Origin of the sequence: Xanthomonas sp. MLO165 (genome assembly GCF_018831305.1) — a bacterium.
Lineage (GTDB): Bacteria > Pseudomonadota > Gammaproteobacteria > Xanthomonadales > Xanthomonadaceae > Xanthomonas > Xanthomonas arboricola.
The window spans coordinates 4405456-4425065 of record NZ_CP029263.1; the positions used below are offsets into that span (position 1 = coordinate 4405456).

The 19610-nt window shown below is 63.9% G+C and carries 17 protein-coding genes; 5 read left to right on the forward strand and 12 right to left on the reverse strand.

From position 1 onward, the window contains the following. Positions 1 to 97: 97 nt before the first annotated feature. The 9 genes from dusA to aroE all read right to left on the reverse strand — a co-directional run bounded on the left by dusA (position 98) and on the right by aroE (position 9448). Entirely contained in the window at positions 98 to 1102 is a 1005-nt protein-coding gene (dusA, locus tag DGN21_RS18555) for a tRNA dihydrouridine(20/20a) synthase DusA (protein ID WP_126966445.1), read from the reverse strand. A gap of 454 nt (positions 1103 to 1556) precedes the next feature. Next, positions 1557 to 1781: a hypothetical protein gene (locus DGN21_RS18560; RefSeq protein WP_016902784.1), complete on the reverse strand. Its 225-nt coding sequence runs from the start codon at positions 1779 to 1781 to the stop codon at positions 1557 to 1559. Positions 1782 to 2624: 843 nt separating this feature from the next. After that, positions 2625 to 3200 carry an ankyrin repeat domain-containing protein gene (locus DGN21_RS18565; protein ID WP_054591226.1) on the reverse strand — a complete coding sequence of 192 codons (576 nt, stop codon included), beginning with the start codon at positions 3198 to 3200 and terminating at the stop codon, positions 2625 to 2627. A gap of 58 nt (positions 3201 to 3258) precedes the next feature. Continuing rightward, complete coding sequence (gene katB, locus DGN21_RS18570; protein ID WP_180968604.1) at positions 3259 to 4764, reverse strand: catalase KatB; 1506 nt, start codon at positions 4762 to 4764, stop codon at positions 3259 to 3261. A gap of 274 nt (positions 4765 to 5038) precedes the next feature. Beyond that, the gene (locus DGN21_RS18575) at positions 5039 to 5476 is read right to left on the reverse strand and encodes a hypothetical protein (RefSeq protein ID WP_024939076.1); all 438 of its coding nucleotides are present in this window, start codon (positions 5474 to 5476) and stop codon (positions 5039 to 5041) included. A gap of 134 nt (positions 5477 to 5610) precedes the next feature. Next, entirely contained in the window at positions 5611 to 7746 is a 2136-nt protein-coding gene (gene dinG, locus DGN21_RS18580) for an ATP-dependent DNA helicase DinG (protein WP_184578122.1), read from the reverse strand. A gap of 253 nt (positions 7747 to 7999) precedes the next feature. After that, a complete protein-coding gene (locus tag DGN21_RS18585; protein ID WP_024939078.1) occupies positions 8000 to 8236 on the reverse strand; it encodes a hypothetical protein in 237 nt (78 codons plus the stop codon). Then, complete coding sequence (locus DGN21_RS18590) at positions 8233 to 8607, reverse strand: hypothetical protein (RefSeq protein ID WP_016902791.1); 375 nt, start codon at positions 8605 to 8607, stop codon at positions 8233 to 8235. Before DGN21_RS18590 ends, DGN21_RS18585 begins: the two co-directional genes overlap by 4 nt. Continuing rightward, the gene (gene aroE / locus DGN21_RS18595) at positions 8597 to 9448 is read right to left on the reverse strand and encodes a shikimate dehydrogenase (protein ID WP_024939079.1); all 852 of its coding nucleotides are present in this window, start codon (positions 9446 to 9448) and stop codon (positions 8597 to 8599) included. The genes DGN21_RS18590 and aroE overlap by 11 nt, the downstream gene beginning before the upstream one ends. A 52-nt stretch (positions 9449 to 9500) precedes the next feature. Here aroE and DGN21_RS18600 point away from each other — a divergent pair, with 52 nt between their 5' ends. Next, positions 9501 to 10382 (forward strand): PD40 domain-containing protein, encoded by an 882-nt coding sequence (locus tag DGN21_RS18600; RefSeq protein ID WP_184578119.1) that lies wholly within the window; start codon positions 9501 to 9503, stop codon positions 10380 to 10382. Positions 10383 to 11260: 878 nt separating this feature from the next. Here DGN21_RS18600 and DGN21_RS18605 read toward each other — a convergent pair. The 3 genes from DGN21_RS18605 to DGN21_RS18615 form a co-directional block, all read right to left on the reverse strand. Further along, a complete protein-coding gene (locus tag DGN21_RS18605; RefSeq protein ID WP_184578116.1) occupies positions 11261 to 13780 on the reverse strand; it encodes a sulfite reductase flavoprotein subunit alpha in 2520 nt (839 codons plus the stop codon). A 344-nt stretch (positions 13781 to 14124) separates the two neighbouring features. Then, on the reverse strand, positions 14125 to 15114 hold the full coding sequence (gene hemB / locus DGN21_RS18610; RefSeq protein ID WP_024939082.1) for a porphobilinogen synthase: 990 nt from the start codon (positions 15112 to 15114) through the stop codon (positions 14125 to 14127). A gap of 263 nt (positions 15115 to 15377) precedes the next feature. Beyond that, the gene (locus tag DGN21_RS18615) at positions 15378 to 15620 is read right to left on the reverse strand and encodes a hypothetical protein (RefSeq protein WP_024939083.1); all 243 of its coding nucleotides are present in this window, start codon (positions 15618 to 15620) and stop codon (positions 15378 to 15380) included. Between the two features lie 198 nt (positions 15621 to 15818). Here DGN21_RS18615 and DGN21_RS18620 point away from each other — a divergent pair, with 198 nt between their 5' ends. The 4 genes from DGN21_RS18620 to DGN21_RS18635 all read left to right on the forward strand — a co-directional run bounded on the left by DGN21_RS18620 (position 15819) and on the right by DGN21_RS18635 (position 19169). Beyond that, a complete protein-coding gene (locus DGN21_RS18620) occupies positions 15819 to 16274 on the forward strand; it encodes a hypothetical protein (RefSeq protein ID WP_184578114.1) in 456 nt (151 codons plus the stop codon). 195 nt (positions 16275 to 16469) lie between these two features. Then, on the forward strand, positions 16470 to 17411 hold the full coding sequence (locus DGN21_RS18625) for a hypothetical protein (protein WP_311551649.1): 942 nt from the start codon (positions 16470 to 16472) through the stop codon (positions 17409 to 17411). A gap of 61 nt (positions 17412 to 17472) precedes the next feature. Then, complete coding sequence (locus DGN21_RS18630; RefSeq protein ID WP_184578112.1) at positions 17473 to 18618, forward strand: type IV secretion system protein; 1146 nt, start codon at positions 17473 to 17475, stop codon at positions 18616 to 18618. 11 nt (positions 18619 to 18629) lie between these two features. Next, positions 18630 to 19169 carry a DUF4189 domain-containing protein gene (locus DGN21_RS18635; protein ID WP_184578109.1) on the forward strand — a complete coding sequence of 180 codons (540 nt, stop codon included), beginning with the start codon at positions 18630 to 18632 and terminating at the stop codon, positions 19167 to 19169. The last annotated feature ends 441 nt before the right edge of the window (positions 19170 to 19610 follow it).

The following is a 19610-nucleotide window of genomic DNA, read 5'->3' on the forward strand; positions in this document are numbered from 1 at the left end:
ACTTTTCTGGAACTCGTACCCGTGCCCGGCAGTTGGCATCCCGGTCAGAAGCAGACAGCGGAAATGCCTGTTCAGGTAATGCAAGCGGCAGGCCAGTTCAGGCCACAACGCGCCAGCCCTGGGTGTCGGTGCGCTGCAAGGCCTGCTCGACCAGCTCCCAGCCGGCACCTGGCCGGTGTGCGCCCTCGCTCAGGACCTGCCGGAACGCGCGTCCGCCCGGCTGGCCATGGAACAACCCCAACACGTGTCGGGTCATGTGTTTCAAGGCCAGGCCTTGCTCCAGTTGGGACTCGACGTAGGGCCGCAAGGCGCGCAGTAATTGGTCGCGCGGCTGTTCCGCACGATGCGTCAGGGCTGCATCCAGGCGATGCAGTACGTAGGGGTCGTGGTAGGCGGCGCGGCCGAGCATGACGCCGTCGGTCTGGTGCAGATGCTCCATCGCGGTCTCCACCGCCGCGATGCCGCCATTGAGCACCACTGGCAGCGCGGGGCGCTCCTGCTTGAGGCGATACGCCCAGTCGTAACGCAGCGGCGGCACTTCGCGGTTTTCCTTGGGCGACAGGCCCTTGAGCCACGCGTTGCGGGCATGCACCACCACCATGGCGGCACCGGCTGCGACTACCTGATCGACGAAGCTGGCGAACACGGCGTAGTCGTCATCGTCGTCCACGCCGAGGCGGCACTTGACCGTGATCGGCAGCGTGGTCGCCGCACACATGGCGGCAACACAGTCGGCCACCAGGTCCGGCTCGCGCATCAGGCAGGCACCGAAGCGCCCGGCCTGCACGCGATCAGACGGGCAGCCGCAATTGAGGTTGATCTCGTCGTAGCCCCACTCCTGCGCGATCGCCGCCGCCTGCGCAAGCAGCGCCGGCTCGCTGCCGCCCAATTGCAGCGCCAGCGGGTGTTCGACCGGATCGAACCCGATCAGCCGCGTGCGATCGCCATGGATCACCGCATTGGCGTGCACCATCTCGGTGTACAGACGTGCCGAGGGTGCCAGCAGGCGATGGAAGACCCGGCAATGGCGGTCGGTCCAATCCATCATCGGGGCGACGGACAGGCGCAGGGAGGCGGCGTAGCGATCTGTGGAAGCGGTCATCGACATGTGGCCGCAGCGGGCAGCCATCGGAATGCGGAGCAGGATCAACAGCTTACACGGGTGTCGATGAATCTGCCGCAGCGCGGCATGGCATCCTGTGAGGCTGTCCTGCTGGAGCCCGCTGATCGATCGCCGGTTTACTGCGCCATGTGATCGACCCGTAGGGGCTGGCGAAGGTCGGCGTGCCGCGCGTTGATGGAACCCGCTGGCGGCGCGCCTCGGCGTCCAGTATCGCGGCTATCACTGCCACCGAAAGAGACGAACGACACCGCGCTGGCGCTGCTGTCGTTGCCCTCGCTCGCCAGGTGCGCGCGTTAACGGGCGGCATCGCTGCAGGATGCGCAGTGCCTGGGCGTTCGCCCATGTCGAGCGAACGCGGTGCATCGTCAATGACGAGCGGAGCTTGTGTCGTCCAGTGCTGGCGTCGTGCACTGCGCCTGGACAGGATCTGCAGTTACGGGTTGCGGAAGCCCACACGCTCTTCGGCGCTCAGCGGCTTGCCGAGCGCATGGTACGAGGCGACCAGGGTGATCAGGGCGGTACCCAGCACGGTGTAGAAGCTCCACGACGTGGCCAGCACGTGTACCTGACCGAACACCAGCGCGACCACGGCGGTAGCGGTGCACAGCACCATCGCCAGCAGGGACATCAGGAAAGGGATGGAGGGATCGAGCTTCATGGTCCGGGGGTTCCAGTGTGCGATAGCGGAAGCATCGGCGTTCGCAGCGCTTTCTTGAACTGTTTTTTGCGATTTTTCCGAACAAATTTCAGGCAAGTCAGCGCGCACTCAGACTTATGTCAAACCCTTGGCGCACAAAGGTTTCCATGTCAGGGGACTCCTGACGCAGTGGCACAAAAATCACCACCGCCGCCAAAGATCCAACGCGCCTGCGGCGGAAAACCGGCGGAGGCGGTGGCTGCGTTTTCCAGCGGGTCGTGGAGACAAATCGAGCAGGTCGGCGAGCCACTGGCCGACCCGGGAGCGAGGATTCACTGCGCTCGGTGCACAGTGGTTGACCTCCGAACCGGGCCGAGGCGGTGGTTGCGCCTCTCGGCAGGTGATGAAGGCAGATTGAGTAAGTCACCGCGCGGCCAGCCGATCTAAGAGCGAGCATGCGGTGCGCTCGGTACGCAACGGCTACCTCCCGAACCACGTCGGTGGTCATAACTGAGCGGGTGTCGCCGGTACGCGCGGTGGAGTGCTGCAGGCGAGGCCGTCGAGGCTCCGGGTATCGAGGTGCAGGACTCGGGCGATACCGATCAGCGACTCATCCGACGGCCACCGGGATGGAGCTGCCGTCGCAACCACCTACAGCGCTTCGAAGACGGCCGAGCGCTATGCGTGCAATCCGCCAGGATGCGGGCTGCAGGCGATTGGCCTGTGCATCAGGTGCATCGTGGTACGGCACGCTGCAGCACGCATCGCCGTCGGCTCACGCCGGTATCGGCCGCATGGCGCCGGTGCGAGCCTGCTGACGCCTGGCGTCACGCATACCTGCCCCGCCACGCATGACAGGCGCGCTCAGCGCGCCGGGGTCGTCGCAAACTCGCCGCGCTGCAGCTTGGTCACATCGTTGCCCTGCCCATCCTTGAGGCTGAGGTCTGCGCCCTTGGCGGCCAGATCCTTGAGCACGTCGGTGCGCTGGAACAGCGCTGCGTACATCGCGGCGGTCTGACCGGCATTGTTGCGCTGGTCCGGCGCGCAGTCGGCCTGCATCAGCCGCTTGGCGATACCCAGCTCGCCCTTGAAGATCGCGCCCATCAGCGCAGTGTTGCCGCGCTTGTCCTGCGCGCAGGGGTCGGCACCGGCGCTGAGCAACTGCTCCACTGCCGGGCGCTGGCCGTGATAGGCCGCCAGGATCAGGGCCGTGTAGCCCTTCTCGTCACGGGTATTGAGGTCGTAGTGCGAGCGGATGAACTCGGCCAGCATGTCCTGCCGCCCTTCGCGTGCCGCGTCGAAGAAGTACTCGCGCAACTGCAGCTTGATCTGCGCCGGGTCGGCGGCGGCAGCGGTGGCGCTGGCGGACATCGGCGCGGGTGAGGCAGCATTGGCAGCTGCAGACAGGGTGCCAAGCATCAGAAACAGCAGGGTGCGCATATGGCTCTCCCGATAGCGAAAACGGCACCGCGGCACAGGCCGCGATGCCGTGGGTGGGTCAGTCCTGCAGGCTGGAGGCCAGCTGCTTGACCCGGGCCAAGTCGCCCTTGGCGACACGCGTCACGCCAGTGCCGTACTCGGGGTCGGCTTTGTACAGGAACGACAACAGGAGATGCTTGCTCTCGGTGTCGGTGGTGGCCAGCGACTCGCCGAAACTCTGCACCAGATCGGCGCGATCCTTCTTGCTGTAGGACCGATACAACTCACCGGCCTGCTTGAAGTTCTGCTCGCGGGTGATCTTGGCCTGCTGGGTGGTGCCCGACAGCGGCAACGCGCTGTAACGCGCAGCGGTGTCCTGCGGCCGCGGCTCCAGCCGGCTCGGCTCGTAGTTCACGCCGCTGGTGGTGTGGCCGTTATTTCCTTCGCCATCCTGGTTGCCGTTGTTGACGGCCACACGTGGGCGGTTGACCGGCAGGTTCAGGCCATTGGCACCGATGCGATACAGCTGGGTGTCGGCGTAGGAGAAGATGCGCCCCTGCAGCAGACGGTCTTCCGACGGCTCGATGCCCGGCACCAGGTTGGCCGGCGCCATCGCGACCTGCTCGGTTTCCTGGAAGAAGTTGTCGACGTTCTTGTTCAACACCATCTGGCCGACCTTCTGCTCCGGCACGTCGGGCCAGATCTTGGTGGCGTCCAGCGGATCGAAATCGAACTTGGCCAGGTCCTCCGGCTTGAGCACCTGTACGTACAGGTCCCACTTCGGGAAGTCGCCCTTCTTGATCGCACCGACCAGATCGTTGGTCAGGTGGCTGTAGTCCTTGGCCTGGACGGCAGCGACCTGCTTGGGGTCGAGGTTCTTGATGCCCTGCAGCGTCTTCCAGTGGAACTTGACGTAATGCACTTCGCCCTGCGCATTGACCAGCTTGTAGGCATGCACGCCGTTGCCATCCATGAAGCGATAGCCGGCGGGGGTGCCTTCGTTGGAGTACAGCAGGGTCAGCGTGCGTGTAGCCTCGGGCACGTGCGAGAAGAAATCGAAACGGCGCGAATCGTCGTCCAGATTAGTGCGCGGGTCCGGCTTGAACGCGTGGACCATGTCGGGGAACTTGATCGCATCGCGGATGAAGAAGGTCGGGAAGTTGTTGCCGACCAGATCCCAGTTGCCTTCGCTGGTGTAGAACTTGGTGGCGAAGCCATGCGGGTCGCGCAAGGTTTCCGGCGAGTGGTTGCCGTGCACCACCGAGGAAAAGCGCACGAAGACCGGGGTCTTTTCGCCGGCGCTGAATACCTTGGCCTTGGTCAGGCTGGACAGGTCGGCGGTGGCGGTGAACTCGCCTTTGACGCCGGTGCCGCGTGCATGCACCACGCGCTCGGGGATGCGCTCGCGATCGAAACGCTGCAGCTTCTGGATCAGCTGCACATCCTGCAGCAGGGTCGGGCCATTGGCTCCGGCGGTCTGCGAATTCTGGTTGTCACCGACCTTGGCGCCGTTGTCGCGGGTCAGGACGGATTGGGCGAAGACCGGCGGTGCGATCAGCGTCGGGGCTAGCAGGGCTAGCACCATGAGGGATCCAGGGCGCATGGCGTCAGCTCGTTTGAGGGAGCTGAATCATGGCCAGCGGACCGAAGCGTGAGAAGTCGTTAGTTATGATCGCTGCGATAGGCGAACATGATGATGACTGCGTTGCGTGATAAGCATCGCTTTCGATGTGGCATCGTGTTGCAGATAACAGCGCTTTCCTGGGCGGCGCTGCGTTATCGATGTCTGCAATGCATGACGAAACTGCCGAATGCGATGCACCGATGCTGCAATGCAACGCTGGCGCTTGAAGTGTTATTCAATGCCTCACTTTAGCCGGCTCACGAAGCAGACGTGGCTCCGACACACGCTCAGGCGGCGTGCGCACGGCATCTGGGCACTTGTAACGAACCAATGTCTTCCCTGGCATGGTCACCGTGTCCGCTAACTGCATCCCGTCTGGGGACAGCGTGAACTGTGCAGTTGACAGCCACGTCTCGCCCTCACCCGAGAGCTCGACGATCAACGCAATCTCCGCATCTCCCCGAACCACAACCGCCTTGATTGGGCCGTCACTCTCCCAGTAGGTGATATGCCCAGGCGCAATGCGCAGCATCAAATCGTCTGCGTCCGACCCGCAAGACTCGGCCCTCCCAGCCCACTGACCAACAAAGCGATCCGGCACCGTGGTCATGCCACTGCCTGCATGCGCCAAGAGCATCGGGAACAGTGCCAAGGCATAAAAACGAGTGCTCATGGCTCCCCTTGGCGGGCCAGTAAGTTGGGCGGGCAGGTGTGGTGCAGCAGCAGTGTAGTGTTGATACGCGCGCAACGGGTGACTTATTCACCCGTTGCGCGCTTTGTCGCTGCACGGCACGCGCAATGCCAATATCAGCGCCCGATCACCCGCTTGAACGGCGGCAACGCGTCGATGATGCGTTTGCCGTAGCGACGTGTCAGCAGGCGCGAGTCGAGGATGATCACGCGGCCGTGGTCGCTGGAACTGCGGATCAAGCGGCCCGCGAACTGCGTGAGCGTGCGCAGCGCGTGCGGGATGGCGATCAGGTTGAAGGCGTTATGGCCGCGACTTTCCAGCCATTCGCTCAGGGTCGAGGTCTGCGGGTCGGTCGGCACCGCGAACGGCACCTGGGTGATGACCACCGTGGTGCAGGCGTCGCCGGGCAGATCCAGGCCTTCGCCGAAGGAATTCAGGCCAAACAGCACCGAGCCTTCGCCGGCAGCGATACGGCGTAGGTGTTCGGTGATCAGTTGCGACTTGTTGCCCTCGCCCTGCACCAGCACGCGGTTGCGTTGCGCCAGCGGCATCAGGTCGGCGACCTTTTCCATCTTCCAGCGCGAGGTGAACAGCACGATGCTGCCCTTGGCGGTCCAGTCGAGTTCGCGCACCAGGTAACGCGCAACTTCCTTCGGGTGGCCTTCGCGATCGTCTGGGGTGACCGGGAAATTGGGCACGATCAATTCTGCCTGATTGGGCAGGTCGAACGGTGAGGCCAGCGAGGCCATTTCGGCGTGATCGGGCAGGCCGTTGTCGATCGCGAACGCTTGGAAATCGCCGCCGCCGGTGAGTGTGGCCGAGGTCATCACCACCGAATCCACTTCGTTCCAGATCATCGTGCGCAGCACCTGCGCGGCCGACACCGGCGAGCAATGGCAGATCAGATCGCCGTCGCGCGAGAGGGTGATCCAGCGCGCCATCGGCGGCTGGCCTTCCTTGTCTTCGCGCCGCCAGCCGCTCCACAGATTGTGTTGCTGTTCGGCCATCTCCAGGGCCAGGCCGAGGCTGCGCTGCAGGCGTTCGCGCGCCGAGTCGTCCTGCTTGCCCTTGGCGATCGCGCTGTGCGCGGCATGCACCCAGTTGAACAACGCGCGGGTTTCTTCGCCGAGTTCTTCGATGGCCGGGCCCCATTGCGGCGGCAGCTTGCCGTTAGCCGCACGCCACAAGGGATCGCGCTCGCCGGGCTCGGGCTTCCACACGCGTTCGACCTCGGCGTGGAAAGCCTTGAGCAGCTTGGACACGCGCGCGGCCACCTCGATGGCCTCGTTGGGCAACAGGTTGCCGATCTTGTCCTTGTCCACCGCGCGGTAGGCGGCAGCGATGAGGATCTGCAACCGGCCGGTGCGCTTGGCCATCTCGTCCAATGGCAGGCTGGCGGCGCCCTGGTCGATCGCCACGCCGGCGATGTGATGGCCTTCGTCGAGCACCAGCAGCATGTCGGCGGGCGGGGCGATCAAGGGCTGACCATTTTCGGCATCGCCTAGCGACAGCGACGACAGCAGCAATGCATGGTTGGTGACCACGATCTGCGCTTCGCGCACGTCGGTGCGCGCCTTCAGCACCGGGCATTGCGCGGCGTAGCTGCAGCGGCGGCCGGCACAGCCGGAGGCCGGCGTGGTGATGCGCAGGCGCAGCGGCACCGAGACCTGCTCGGGCGCATCGTCCAGATCGCCGTTCCAGCTGCGCTCGGCGTAGGCCGTGGCCAGGCGCTTGGCCAGATCCGCGTCGGCCGGGCTGAGCGGGCGGTCGTAGAGCACCTGTTCGTCGTCGAACATCCCTTCCTGGCTGGTCTCGCCCTGCAGCTCGGCGGCGTTGCGCGTGCACAGGTAGCGGGTGCGGCCCTTGGCCAGTGCGACCGTGGCTTCCAGCCCGGTGGCCTTGAGGAAAGCCGGAATATCGCGCTCCACCAACTGCGACTGCAGCGCCACGGTGCCGGTGCTGATCACCAGCTTCTTCTTGGTGGCCAGGGCGATCGGCACGCCGGCGGTGAGATAGCCCAGGCTCTTGCCGACCCCGGTGGGGGCCTCGGCAATGCCGATGCCGCCGGAGGTGGCCAGCGCGCGTGAGACCAGGCCGATCATCTGGCTCTGCGCCCGCCGTGTGGCAAAGCCGGGCGTGTTGGCCTGCAGCTTGGCGTAGGCCTCGCGGATGCCGGCCTTGATCGGATCGGTCAGAACGCGCTGGGTGGGAACCGGCGCCGACGGCGCGGCCGGTGGGGCGACTTCATTCATCGCGCTATTTTCGCACGGACCGGCGCAGCGCCTGCGACCGGCGTGGCACTCGGCTGAACGTGTTTGCTGGCGCGGGGCGGCGCCACCGCCATCTTGGTCCCGGGTACGCACGCTGCACGGCCACTGCATGCGTCGGATCCGATCATCGCTGGCGGGCACTGCCCGCAAGTTCTGACCCGAAGGGGCGCGCAACGGATGCCGCCCCAATCACCCTGCGCTGCCTGCAACGAGCAGGCAGCGTCGCTCCACGTTGTCAGCGGCCTTGCGTCCGCGGCGGCCATGCATGGCGTGCCCAGACCAGCCCGATGACCACCATTGCGACGCCCATCAGCAACATGCCGGCACCCACGCCAGTGGGCCCGAAGCGCTCATACAGCAGGCCGCCGCGATTGACCGCAGCCAGCGCCTGCGGATGCAGCAGCGTCCACCCGCCCTGCCCGGCACTGACCAGCCCGACCACCACCAGCGCGATGGCTTTGAGCGGAATCATGGGCGCGGGCCGGCGGCGGGCGGCACGCGTTGCAGGCTGCCTGCCAGCGTCCACACCAGCACGCCGATGCCCACGCCTTGCATCGCCATCAGCACGAAGTGGGCGATGCTGGTCACCATGCTGATCTGACGCACATTGCCTTGCTGCAGCAACAGCATCGGAATCGCCTGGAAGGCAACCTCGGCAAACAAGCAGCCCAGCAGCAGCCAGAGCGCGGCCAGCCCGGCACGCCGCAACGGGCTTTGCGAGGCACGCCACAGCAGAACCAGCCCGAGCAGCAACGCGATCAGCATCGGCACGCGCGACAGCAGGCTGGTGACCAGGGTCAGCAGGATATCGGTGGCGGTGACGCTGCCCACCTCAGTCGGCACTGACCAGAACGGCCTCGCGCGCGCGCAGCGCGGCGTAGACCGGGTCGGTGTCCGGGCGCACTCCGTGCCACAGCGCGAAGCTCTCGGCGGCCTGCTCCACCAGCATGCCCAGGCCATCGACGGCGTAGCGGCATTGCGCCGCGCGTGCCCAGGCCAGGAAGGCGATGGCGGTGGGGCCATAATTGAGATCGACCGCCGCGGTGAGGCTGTTGACCAGGCCCAGCGGCATGGCGAACGCACCGGCGTCGCGATCGCGCCCAGCCGCGGTGGCATTGACGATCAGTTCGAAGTCGCCCAGATCGCGCAGGTCTTCGATGTAGCGCGAGACCACCCGCCCCGGCTCGCCGAGCGCATCGCACAAGGCATCGGCACGCTCGGGCGAGCGGTTCACCACCACCATTTCGGTGATGCCCGCTTCCAGTAGCGCCGGCGCCACGCCGCGCGCGGCACCACCGGCGCCGAGCAGCAGCACACGGCGACCGCGCAGATCCAGCCCGTGGCGGTCGGTGAGGTCACGTACCAGACCGGCGCCATCGGTGTTGTCGCCCTGCCACTGGCCGTCGTTGCGCACCAGTGTGTTGACCGCACCGGCCAGACGCGCGCGATCGCTCAGGCTGGCCGACAACGCACAGGCGGCCTCCTTCAGCGGCAGGGTGACGTTTGCGCCCTTGCCGCCTTCGTCGGCGAAGCGCTCCAGCGCGGCAGCGAACTCTTCTGGCGGTGCGTCGATGGCGGTGTAGTCCAGCGCGATGCCGGTCTGCTTCCCGAAGTCGGCATGGATGGCCGGCGACAGCGAATGGGCGACGGGGTGACCGAACACGGCATAACGGGATACGGGCATGAAACGCTCTCTGGTTGACTAGACTGTGCGCGACTTGAGGCAGGAACCCCGCATGCAACTTCGATGGACACTGCTCGCGCTGGCGGCAAGTTTACTCTGCGTCCCGGTCGCGTCGGGGCTTGCCGAATTTGGCATCGAAGGCATGGGCGTGGTCTCCACGCCGGCCAACGAAGCGCGCGCCACGCTGAGTCCGGACGGGCAACGCATCGTCTGGGCCAGCGACCGCGCCGGCGGCAGCGGGGGCTGGGATCTGTGGCAGGCCCGGTTGAACGGCGGGCGCTGGCAGGACGCAGAAGTGCTGCCGATCAACACGGCGCAGGACGAGACCTCCCCGCTGTTCAGTGCCGATGGCCGCTGGCTGCTGTTCGCCTCCAGCCGCCCTGGCGGTGCCGGCGGCGCCGACCTGTATCGCGCGCCGGTGGATGCGCAGGGCCGGATCGGTGCGGTGGAATCCCTGGGTGCGGCGATCAACAGCCGCGGCGACGAGCGCTCCCCGACACTGTCGCTGGACGGCACCCGCCTGTTGTTCGCCAGCAACGGCCACGGTGGCGCCGGCGGCATGGACATGTTCGTGGCGCGCTGGGATGGGCAGGCGTTCATCGCGCCGGTGGCGTTGAGCGATATCGACAGCGCCGACGACGAGCTGGATGCGGCCTGGCTTGGCGATGGACGGGGGCTGGTATGGGCACGCGGCCGGCAGGATGGTCCCAGCCAGTTATTGCTGGCGACCTGCAACAACGGCCATTACACCGTGGGCCAGGCAGTGCCGCTGTCGTTCAACGGGCCGCAGGAACGCACCTTCGGTGCGGTGGTGGATGCGGCCAAGCCAGGCGAGTTGCTGGTGACCGGCAGTGCGCGCGCACCGCGTGCGGGGCAGTTGGACATCTATCGGATGAAGGCGCCGGCGGTGGATGGAGATACGAGCTGCCGTTGAGGATGGGTGGATGCGCAGACCCTTGCCAAGGGGCTGCTGGGGATACGACTTCACGCCAAGCTGTTGCAGAGCGGATGATCTGGGTCACGCTGCAGAGCGCTGGTTTGCGGTTTGGCTGTACTAAGGCTCGGCTGTAGGGCTTCTGATCTGAGGCTTGGTCGCAGGGCCCTTGCCCGCCCACCATCGCAGGACACGCCGCAAGTACGTCCTTGTAGGCTCTTACGCGGCATCCATGCCGCGTAAGGTCCCGCGACGGTGAGCGGGCAAGGACCTGTCGGGATGGTCGGTGTGCATGGTCAGCAGCAGGAGCGGCGGCCGGTGGGTCAGACGCAGCGGTGGTTACGTGCTCCTTTTGATCTGGCCGACGTAGTCTGATTTCCTGATCTTTCCGCCGAAGGCGGGCAGCAAGTAGATTGGGTTTGCCCCCTATCGCTAATAGTCATCCACACATGCATACAAGCAGCCAGGCCGCTGCGTTAAGTCGTCTCGCTTGAGTCATCTCGCTTTTTGCAGTTCCATCAGCGCACGACCATCTTGGCAGGCGTGATGTCCTTACCGGTTCCGGGACCCTTGGCGGCATGGATGCCGCCACGGAGCCTCCATGGACGGATTCACGGCGTGTCCCGGACGTGGTGAGGGCATCGCGTCCTCGACCAACCGGGCTTTTGATTCAAGCATCGGACCGCGCTTAGACGCCATGGTTGCAGCTAACAGAACCACCGTACACGCTGCAAGGAGGGCGCGGTCGATGCTTGCTAGGACGCAGCATGTCTCCGTCGTTCACCGGGATTTTCCCAAACCGTTCGCATCCGCTTGACGACCGCACGCCACGTTTTACTAGCCGCTCCAACCCAGCGATGTAGTGGCCATGACCGCGCTCAATACACATCGCGCCGATAACGTCCCGCTGCGGTCAGCGACTCCAGCCGCGTCTCGCCCAGCAATTCGCGCAGCGTGGCATCGACCTCACGCGCCATGCTGTCCAGGCTGCCACAGACATGGATCACCGCACCGCGATCGATCCAGTGGCGCAAGGTGTCGCCGGTCTCGCGCAAGTGATGCTGCACGTAGCGCTTGTGCGCCTGGTCGCGCGAGAACACCCGGTCCAGCTGCTGCAGATGGCCACGCGCGTGCCAGGCCTGGAGTTCGTCGGCAAACAGACCATCGTGCGCGGCCTGCCGTTCGCCGAACAGCAGCCAATGTCCGTGCACGCCGGCCAGCTCGGCCTCGCGTAGCAGACTGCGCAAACCGGCGATACCGGTGCCGTTGCCGATCAACACCATCGGCGCCTGTTCGATGCGATGGAATCCGGGATTGGTGCGCAACCGCGCGCGTATCTGCCCACCGATGGGTGCGTGGCAGATCAGCCAGCCCGAACCGAGGCCGGGGCTGCCGTCGGCGCCTGTGGTCAGGCGCACCACCGCGGTCGCAACGCCATCGGCCGGCACGCTGGCCAGCGAGTAATCGCGGGTCGGCAGCCAGGCGCAGGCGTCCAGCCAGGTCTGCGGATCCGGATGCGGCGTGGGCGGGCGCGTGGGCGGCTCCGGTAGCACGCGCTCGGCGACGGCCTGCTGCAGCGGCAGCAACTGCGCATCGACATGCACCAGCGCGTCGGGCGGCAGGCCCCAGGCGGCCAGACACGCGCGCACGTGCGTGTAGGCGTGCGCCGGCTGCACTTCGAGGATGTCGCCGGCCTGCCAGTGCGTGCCGGGCGGTGGCAGCAGATCGATCTGCCAGATCGGTGCTCCCTCGCTGCCCGGGTTGAGATGCGTGCGCGCCGCCAACGTCCAGTGCAGCAGCGTCGGGCGGGCCAGCGGCACGGCGGCCACCGGCGCACCGGCAATCTGCGCCAGTTGCGCATGCCATTGCGCCAGGGCCTGCGGATCGGTGTTGTCCATCTCCACTGCCGGAAACAACGGCTGCGCGCCCTGCGCCTGCAGCCACTGCTCGATGCGTCGGGAAAACCCGCAGAACTGCGCGTACTGGCGGTCGCCCAGGGCGAGCAGGGCATAGGTCAGCTGTGGCAGCGTCATGCGCTGACGCAACAGTTCGCGCTCGAAGCTGCGGGCGGTATCGGGCGGCTCGCCATCGCCGAAGGTGCTGACCACGAACAAGGCATGCCGGGTGCCCTGCAGATGCTGCGCGGTGAGCTGTGCCAGCGAGCGCACCTGCACCGGCAGACCGGCCGCCTGCAGATGCCCGGCCGCCTGCCAGGCCAGCCGTTCGGCAAACCCGCTCTGGCTGGCGAACCCGATCAACCACGGCTCGGCCTGCGAGGCCGCTGGGGCACCGTGCAGGACATCGCGCGCGGCACGCAGCGCGCGCTTCTTGCGGCGGCGATCCAGGTACAACATCCAGCCGGTCACGAAGAACACCGACATGCCGACACTGGCCAGCATCACCACGATGCGGCCCGGCAGCCCGAAGAAGCTGCCCGAATGCAGCGGAAACATGCTCACCAGCAACTGCTGCCCGCGCGGCAGCAGTGCATAGTCCTGGCGACGCAGCAACGCACCGCTGCCCGGCTCGATCTCCAGATTGTCGTAGGCGCGATCGTGATCGGGATGGTCGGGCAGGAACCGCACGCTCAGCGGTTGCCCCGCACGCGGCGGGATACGCAGGTCCAGTGCCGCGCTGTGTGTGGCCGGGATGGCATCCAGGGTGCGTTGCACGGCTGCAAAATCCACCGTGGCCGGGCGGTGATCGCGCCCGCCGCCACGCATCGCCGGCTCGGTGCCGAGCAAGGCCACCATGCCGTCGCGGTACCAGTTGTAGGACCAGGTCAGCCCGGTCAGCGCCACCAGCAGGTACACCAGCAGACACCAGGTGCCGAACACCGCGTGCAGGCTCCACAGAAAACTGCGCCCCTGCCGCCGCCATTCCACTGCCCACCAGGTGCGCAGACTCCACCAGCGTCGCGGCCAACGCAGATACAGGCCGGAAGCGCAGAAAAACAGCAGGATCAGGGTGCTCGCACCGGTCACCGCCTGGCCACGCTTGCCGGCGGTCAGATGGCGATGCAGGTCTTCGATAAAGGCAAACGCGCCGCTCAGCCGCGGAGCGGCGACTTGGTCGCCGGTATACGGATCGAAATACACCCGGCCTCCGTCCTTGCCGGCCAGGCGTGCATTGGACGGACGCTTACCAGTCGGATCGATCAGCATACGGGTGACCGCCTGTTGCTGATCCAGGTCCAGCCGGCGCAGCAGCACATCCACCGGCAATGGCCGCTCGCCTGCGGCATGCCGCTGTGCCAGCTGCGCGATGGCCGGATTGGCCAACCGCACGATCTCGTTTTCGAAGGACATCAACGCGCCGGTCAGCCCCATCACCGACAGCACCAGCCCGGCCGTGATGCCGAGCAGCCAGTGCAATTGGAACAGGACGGTCTTGAGCACGCGCGAGCAGCCGCAAACAGTGGGCTCGCCATTGTAGATGAGAATCGTTATCGCAGTTTGCGTGGGATTGCGAGGCTCATGCCACTGCCGCAGCGCCGTCAGTCAGCGACTGCTATGTCACTCGATCATTGCAGCAACGCCGGTACCCATTGATCTGCGGGAAGCAGATTGATCAAGCTGCCTGCGCCACACCTTCCCTCCCCATCCGGAAGGATGGCGCGCGCCGCACGCAGCGCAGGCCGGGACAGAACGCGGCCTGCGAGATCGTTGGGTTTTTCGAATCGGGCCAAGCCTGCAGGCGCCGATTGCGGCCTGGAGGGCGTCACAGCACCGCCTCGGCGCACTCAGCCTTCCCGCAACCAACGCGCCACCTGCGGTGCGAAATAGGTCAGCACGCCATCGGCGCCGGCGCGCTTGAACGCCATCAGCGCTTCCAGCACGCACTTGCGTTCGTCCAGCCAGCCATTGGCGGCGGCGGCCTTGAGCATCGCGTACTCGCCGCTGACCTGATAGGCGAAGGTGGGCACGCGGAATTCCTGCTTCACCCGCCGCACCACATCCAGATACGGCATGCCCGGCTTGACCATCACCATGTCCGCGCCCTCTTCCAGGTCCAGCGCGATCTCGCGCATGGCCTCGTCGCTGTTGGCCGGGTCCATCTGATAGGTGGTCTTGTCGGCCTTGCCCAGATTGCCGGCGCTGCCGACTGCATCGCGGAACGGGCCGTAGAACGCCGAGGCGTACTTGGCCGAATAAGCCATGATGCGCACATTGAGATGGTCCTGCGCATCCAGCGCGCGGCGGATCGCACCGATGCGGCCATCCATCATGTCCGACGGCGAGATGATGTCCACACCGGCTTCGGCATGCGACAGCGACTGCCTGACCAACGCCTCGACGGTGATCTCGTTGAGCACATAGCCCTTGGCATCGATGATGCCGTCCTGGCCGTGCGTGGTGTACGGGTCCAGCGCCACGTCGGTCATGATGCCGAGTTCGGGAAACCGCGCTTTCAGCGCGCGTACCGCACGCTGCGCCAGGCCGTCCGGATTCCACGCCTCGGCCGCGTCCAGGCTCTTGCCGGCCGGGTCGATCACCGGGAACAGGTCGATCACCGGAATGCCCAGCTCGAGGGCCGCTTCAGCTTCGCGCAGCAATTCGTCCAGCGACAGGCGCTCGACGCCGGGCATGGACGCGATCGGCGCGCGGCCGGACAACTCATGCACGAACACCGGCCAGATCAGGTCATCGGTGGTCAGCGTGTTTTCGCGCATCAAACGGCGCGAAAACGCATCGTGGCGCATGCGGCGGGGACGGTAGTGGGGATGGGCCATCGTGGGCTCCTGTCAGCAGCCCGCAAGTTTACGCCCGCGACCCGCCGCCGGACGCGCTGCGACGCTGTGTCGCAGCGGTGCAACGGGCCGGATCACGCCGTGATCAATGCAATGCAAGCGTGATCCGCTTGGACCACGCGGTCAGCTCACCCCACAGGGAACGCGCCCGGCTGGCGGCGGTGCCACGCGTCGATCTTCTCCATCGCCAGCCGGCGCACGGCCCTCCGAACTCGCGCGACCTGCCTGGAAGGCGACGCCGCGTGCTAGATCACGCCGCCGCCCAGGCTCAGGCGGATCACCCCGACCACGATCACCAGGCCGTTGAGCAGCAGACCGGTCTTGGCACGTCCGCGATTGCCGGCCGAGGTGAACAGCAGCGCGATCGCCGCGATCAGCGCGCCCAACGCCGCAAACGGGATCAGGAACCAGTTGCCCCAGCCCAGCAACGGGATGAAGGCCAGCACCATCCACAGCAGCGCCACAATGCCCCACAGCAGGCTGATCAATCCCACGTGCCACCTCGCCATTCAAAGAAGCCACGAGCTTAGCGCCGCGCCCGCCAAGGCGCTGTGGGCAGATGTTCACCCTGACCAATGGCGGCTTGGCGGTAGCCTCACGTGGGCATGGCTAGGGTGCGGCAAAGTCCAGAGCGATTCAGTCCGGGCGCCGGATCATCGTTGCCATTACCCACAGGGGGTTCCACCATGTACATGCAATCGCTGATCAGGAATGCCGCCATCGCGGCTGCCACCGTTGCCTTGCTGGCCGGTTGCGCCAGCAGTTCCAAGGTGATGCTGGGCCAGGCGCGCGCGCCGATCGACCCGTCACTGGTGCAGGTGTACGCCAATGCACCGGTCGGCTCGGTGGAAATCGCCCAGCTCGAATCCACCAGCGCTGCCGGTTTCGGCACCCAGGGCCAGACCGATGCGGCCGTGCAACGGCTCAAGCGCGAAGCCGCCAAGCTTGGCGCCAACGGCGTGGTCATCGTCGGCGTGGGCTCGGAACGCTCCGGCGGCGGCCTGTCGGTCGGCGGCGGCAGCTACGGCGGCCGGGTCGGCGGTGGCCTGGGCATCGGCATCCCGACCACACAGAAGCGTGCGGCCGGCATGGCGATCTGGGTGCCGGCGGGGGCCAGGGATACATCTACGAAAGAACTCTGAGAGGCGCTTCACTACAGCCTGGGCCGAAGCTTCCTTGCGATGACGAATGGCTAGCACGCACGTCTCCCTAGAGTGCTTCCCCCGAAAATCTGAAGGCATTCATCAAACAACCGAGCATTAAAAGTCTGGAAATGCGCCATGCTCTGTGGCACCTTACGGCAGACCTGCGTTTAACCGCACACAAGGAAGATGGCCGTGGCAGGCACTCAAACGAACAATTTCCGCGCTGACAGTAGCGCCAGCGCGGGCGCCTGTGGCTGTATCGGCGGCGTTGCGCCCGCTCCCAGGCAAGCCGCCAACAGGACCCGTTGGTGCTTTCGCCTGTCTTTTTTCCCGTATCAAGCCAATTCAGTGAGACTTGCCATGACTGACCATGTCCGTCGTTCACGCGTGCCATTTTCACGCTTTGCAGCAGGCCTGCTCCTCTCCGTGGGGCTTTGCGCTGGTCAAGCAAAGGCACAAGTGATTACCCATGACCCGGTAACGCTGGAAAGCATGATTGCTGAATACGGAAAGGACTTCGAACGTTGGAAGGAAACGTTGTCGCAATACCAGAAAGAATATGCGCACTACCAGCAACAGTTGATCAAGCTGCAGAGCCTGAATTTTGGCATTACCAACATGGAAGACAATTTCACCGAGCGTGACCCCAACTACGGGATGGCAGCAGCATGCTCCGGTGCAGGCAGTGGCCTGGGAAGCATCATGACAAGCATCAAAAGTATGCTGCCCAACATGGATGGCAACCTGGTGACTGAGCAGACCAAGATCTGTCAGTTGATGGTGATGACTGAAAACGCGCGCTACAACGAGTCTGTCCGCATGCTCAAACGATTGATTCAGCGCAACAAAGAGTTCGATCAGAAGATTCAGTCGCAACGGAAAGGTGTAGGAACCAGCCAGGGCGCGCTTGCTGCAAATGACAACGAGGTCGCGCGTTTTGTGGCGCAGAACTCGATGGATCTCGACTACTGGCAGGCAAAGCTAAAAGCCTACGACTACTACGAAGCTTCTTTGAAAAGCGACCAGCGAAAGCTGACCAAGCGCGCCTTTGACGGCAATAAGGAGGGCGGCATCCCACTGGTCACCCAGCTGGTACAGGCTGCGGCTTTGAAGGCGGCATTATCAGTTGATTGAGTGCACTTGTACATTTGCTGGGCACGGCAGGCAGTTTTATTAGGATCAAATCGGGGCGGATATGGACAGCGTTTTTCAGGGTGCATTGAGTTGGCTTAGGCCGATGGCCGATACAGGCATTGGCGACTATGTCTTTTTCAAGCTGATCAATGATTACCTGAATAAGGAAATCGACACGTTCGGCATGGAGCTGATCGGCCGTGCCATGACGTGGGTGAGCGTGATCGCCATGATTTTGGTCACGCTGTGGGTGATGATCGTTGGCTATCGGCTGGCGACCGGGCAGTCTCGCAATTCGGCAATGGAGACCATGGGCAAGGCCGCCAAAATCGTCTTTATCCTGAGTATCGCCACTGCAGTGGGAAGCAACGGCGCGATGCTGCACAAGACGATGACGCAGAACCTGGACCAGGAGATCCACGAACTGTTCACAGGCGAAAGCGGTACGTCAGCAGCCGATGCAATCGACGAAAATCTTGGCTATACGCAGCTCGCGATGGCCGCCGTGGATGTGGTGAACATCGACTCCGATGATCCGGAAGCGCTTCAAAAGAAGAGCAATGCCATGCTGCTTGCCGGATTTGGCACAGCAAGTCCTGCGATGGCGGCAGGCGCCATGCTGCTGTTGTTCAAGTTCACGATGGCGTTCCTGGTTGGCGTTGGCCCCATCTTCATCCTGGCACTGATGTTTGATTCAACCAAGGATCTCTTCAAGAAGTGGCTGTTCTATGTGATCGGCACCTTATTCTCGATGTCCATGCTCTCGGTGGTATCGGCCATCGTGCTCAAGCTTTCCACCAAGGTCGCCATCGCGCTCTGGGTTGCCAAAGGCATCACCGGGCTGATGGGTAACAATACCGAAGGCCTAAGCTCGCAAGCCTTGCAGCAAGGCGGTATCGGCTTGCTGTTGACCACCCTCATCATCACCATGCCTACCGTCGCGGCAGCGCTGTGGCAAGGAAGCATGGGAACGTTTATGGCGTACTCGGCATTTGGTACCGCTGGCGCGAGCAGCGCTTCTCCTGGTCCCCAAGGGCAGCCGCCCGGTTCGTATATTCCCCAGCACAGCGGAAGTAACACCTCAACTCCAGAAACCTCACGCCAGCTGCCAAGTAATCATAACTATTCAGGAGCCCTACAGACCTCAACATCACAAGAAGGTAGCGGCTCGAGGGGTGCAGCCAATAACACCAGCCGCTTTACTTGAGCGAAATAATCATGAGAATCCAAGTTATAATCCTCTCACTAGTTTTGATCATTTTTTTATCACCTCTAGCGCACGCTGAGGGCGGATGTCCGGCGGGGCAATACCCAATTGGGGGTCAAGGAGCAATCGCATGCGCCCCAATCCCCCAAGGAAGTGTTCAGCAAAAATCTCGCCCAAGTGGAAAGTGGATAAAAACGTGGGGGGCGATTGCTATGGGTTCAATTGATTCGACTACGAGCTATGGGGTTACCTCTGGCAAATTCTCAAAATCAGAAGCGGAACAGGATGCGCTAAGACGGTGCGCATCTCATGGCGAGGATAATTGTGAAATTGCGCTTTCTTATGAAAATCAGTGTGCAGTCATTGCCGAACCACAAATCGATGGAAAACCTCTTTCTAAGGGATTTGTAAGATTCACCGGCGCTGAAACGGTCTCAAAGGCTAGTGGAATAGCATTAAAAAATTGCAAGAAAGAGAACGCCACCACCGCCAACATCGAATGTAGAATTGTATATAAAAATTGCACAGAGCAATTTTTTCAAGAATTTTAACTCTATTACTTTTTATCGGATATTTGAAAGCAGCTTGCAACCCGGCTGATGCAAGGCGGCATTACCACTGCTAATGGTAGCCGCAGTCATCATCACCATGCCTACCGTCGCGGCAGCGCTGTGGCAGGGAAGCATGGGAACGTTTATGGCGTACTCGGCATTTGGTACCGCTGGCGCGAGCAGCGCTTCTCCTGGTCCCCAAGGGCACCCGCCTGGCTCATATGTTCCTCAACAACGAGGAAATGACGGGCCAAGAGGCAATGATCAAACAGAAATGGGCGATTTAAGTGCCGTACGAACATCGGGAGTTTCTGGCAGCACTCCAGCATTAGCTGCGCCCGGATCGCGCGGAGCAGCAAATGCTACCGATAATAGTCGAGTCGTTTAAGCGCACTCCAAAGAAAATATATGATCATACGGACGATAACGTTACTTCTCAGC

Bases quoted from the DNA above. Each gene is read 5' to 3' on its own strand.
- dusA (WP_126966445.1), bottom strand. From the start codon at position 1,102: ATGACCGCTTCCACAGATCGCTACGCCGCCTCCCTGCGCCTGTCCGTC.
- DGN21_RS18560 (WP_016902784.1), bottom strand. From the start codon at position 1,781: ATGAAGCTCGATCCCTCCATCCCTTTCCTGATGTCCCTGCTGGCGATG.
- DGN21_RS18565 (WP_054591226.1), bottom strand. From the start codon at position 3,200: ATGCGCACCCTGCTGTTTCTGATGCTTGGCACCCTGTCTGCAGCTGCC.
- katB (WP_180968604.1), bottom strand. From the start codon at position 4,764: ATGGTGCTAGCCCTGCTAGCCCCGACGCTGATCGCACCGCCGGTCTTC.
- DGN21_RS18575 (WP_024939076.1), bottom strand. From the start codon at position 5,476: ATGAGCACTCGTTTTTATGCCTTGGCACTGTTCCCGATGCTCTTGGCG.
- dinG (WP_184578122.1), bottom strand. From the start codon at position 7,746: ATGAATGAAGTCGCCCCACCGGCCGCGCCGTCGGCGCCGGTTCCCACC.
- DGN21_RS18585 (WP_024939078.1), bottom strand. From the start codon at position 8,236: ATGATTCCGCTCAAAGCCATCGCGCTGGTGGTGGTCGGGCTGGTCAGT.
- aroE (WP_024939079.1), bottom strand. From the start codon at position 9,448: ATGCCCGTATCCCGTTATGCCGTGTTCGGTCACCCCGTCGCCCATTCG.
- DGN21_RS18600 (WP_184578119.1), top strand. From the start codon at position 9,501: ATGCAACTTCGATGGACACTGCTCGCGCTGGCGGCAAGTTTACTCTGC.
- hemB (WP_024939082.1), bottom strand. From the start codon at position 15,114: ATGGCCCATCCCCACTACCGTCCCCGCCGCATGCGCCACGATGCGTTT.
- DGN21_RS18620 (WP_184578114.1), top strand. From the start codon at position 15,819: ATGTACATGCAATCGCTGATCAGGAATGCCGCCATCGCGGCTGCCACC.
- DGN21_RS18630 (WP_184578112.1), top strand. From the start codon at position 17,473: ATGGACAGCGTTTTTCAGGGTGCATTGAGTTGGCTTAGGCCGATGGCC.
- DGN21_RS18635 (WP_184578109.1), top strand. From the start codon at position 18,630: ATGAGAATCCAAGTTATAATCCTCTCACTAGTTTTGATCATTTTTTTA.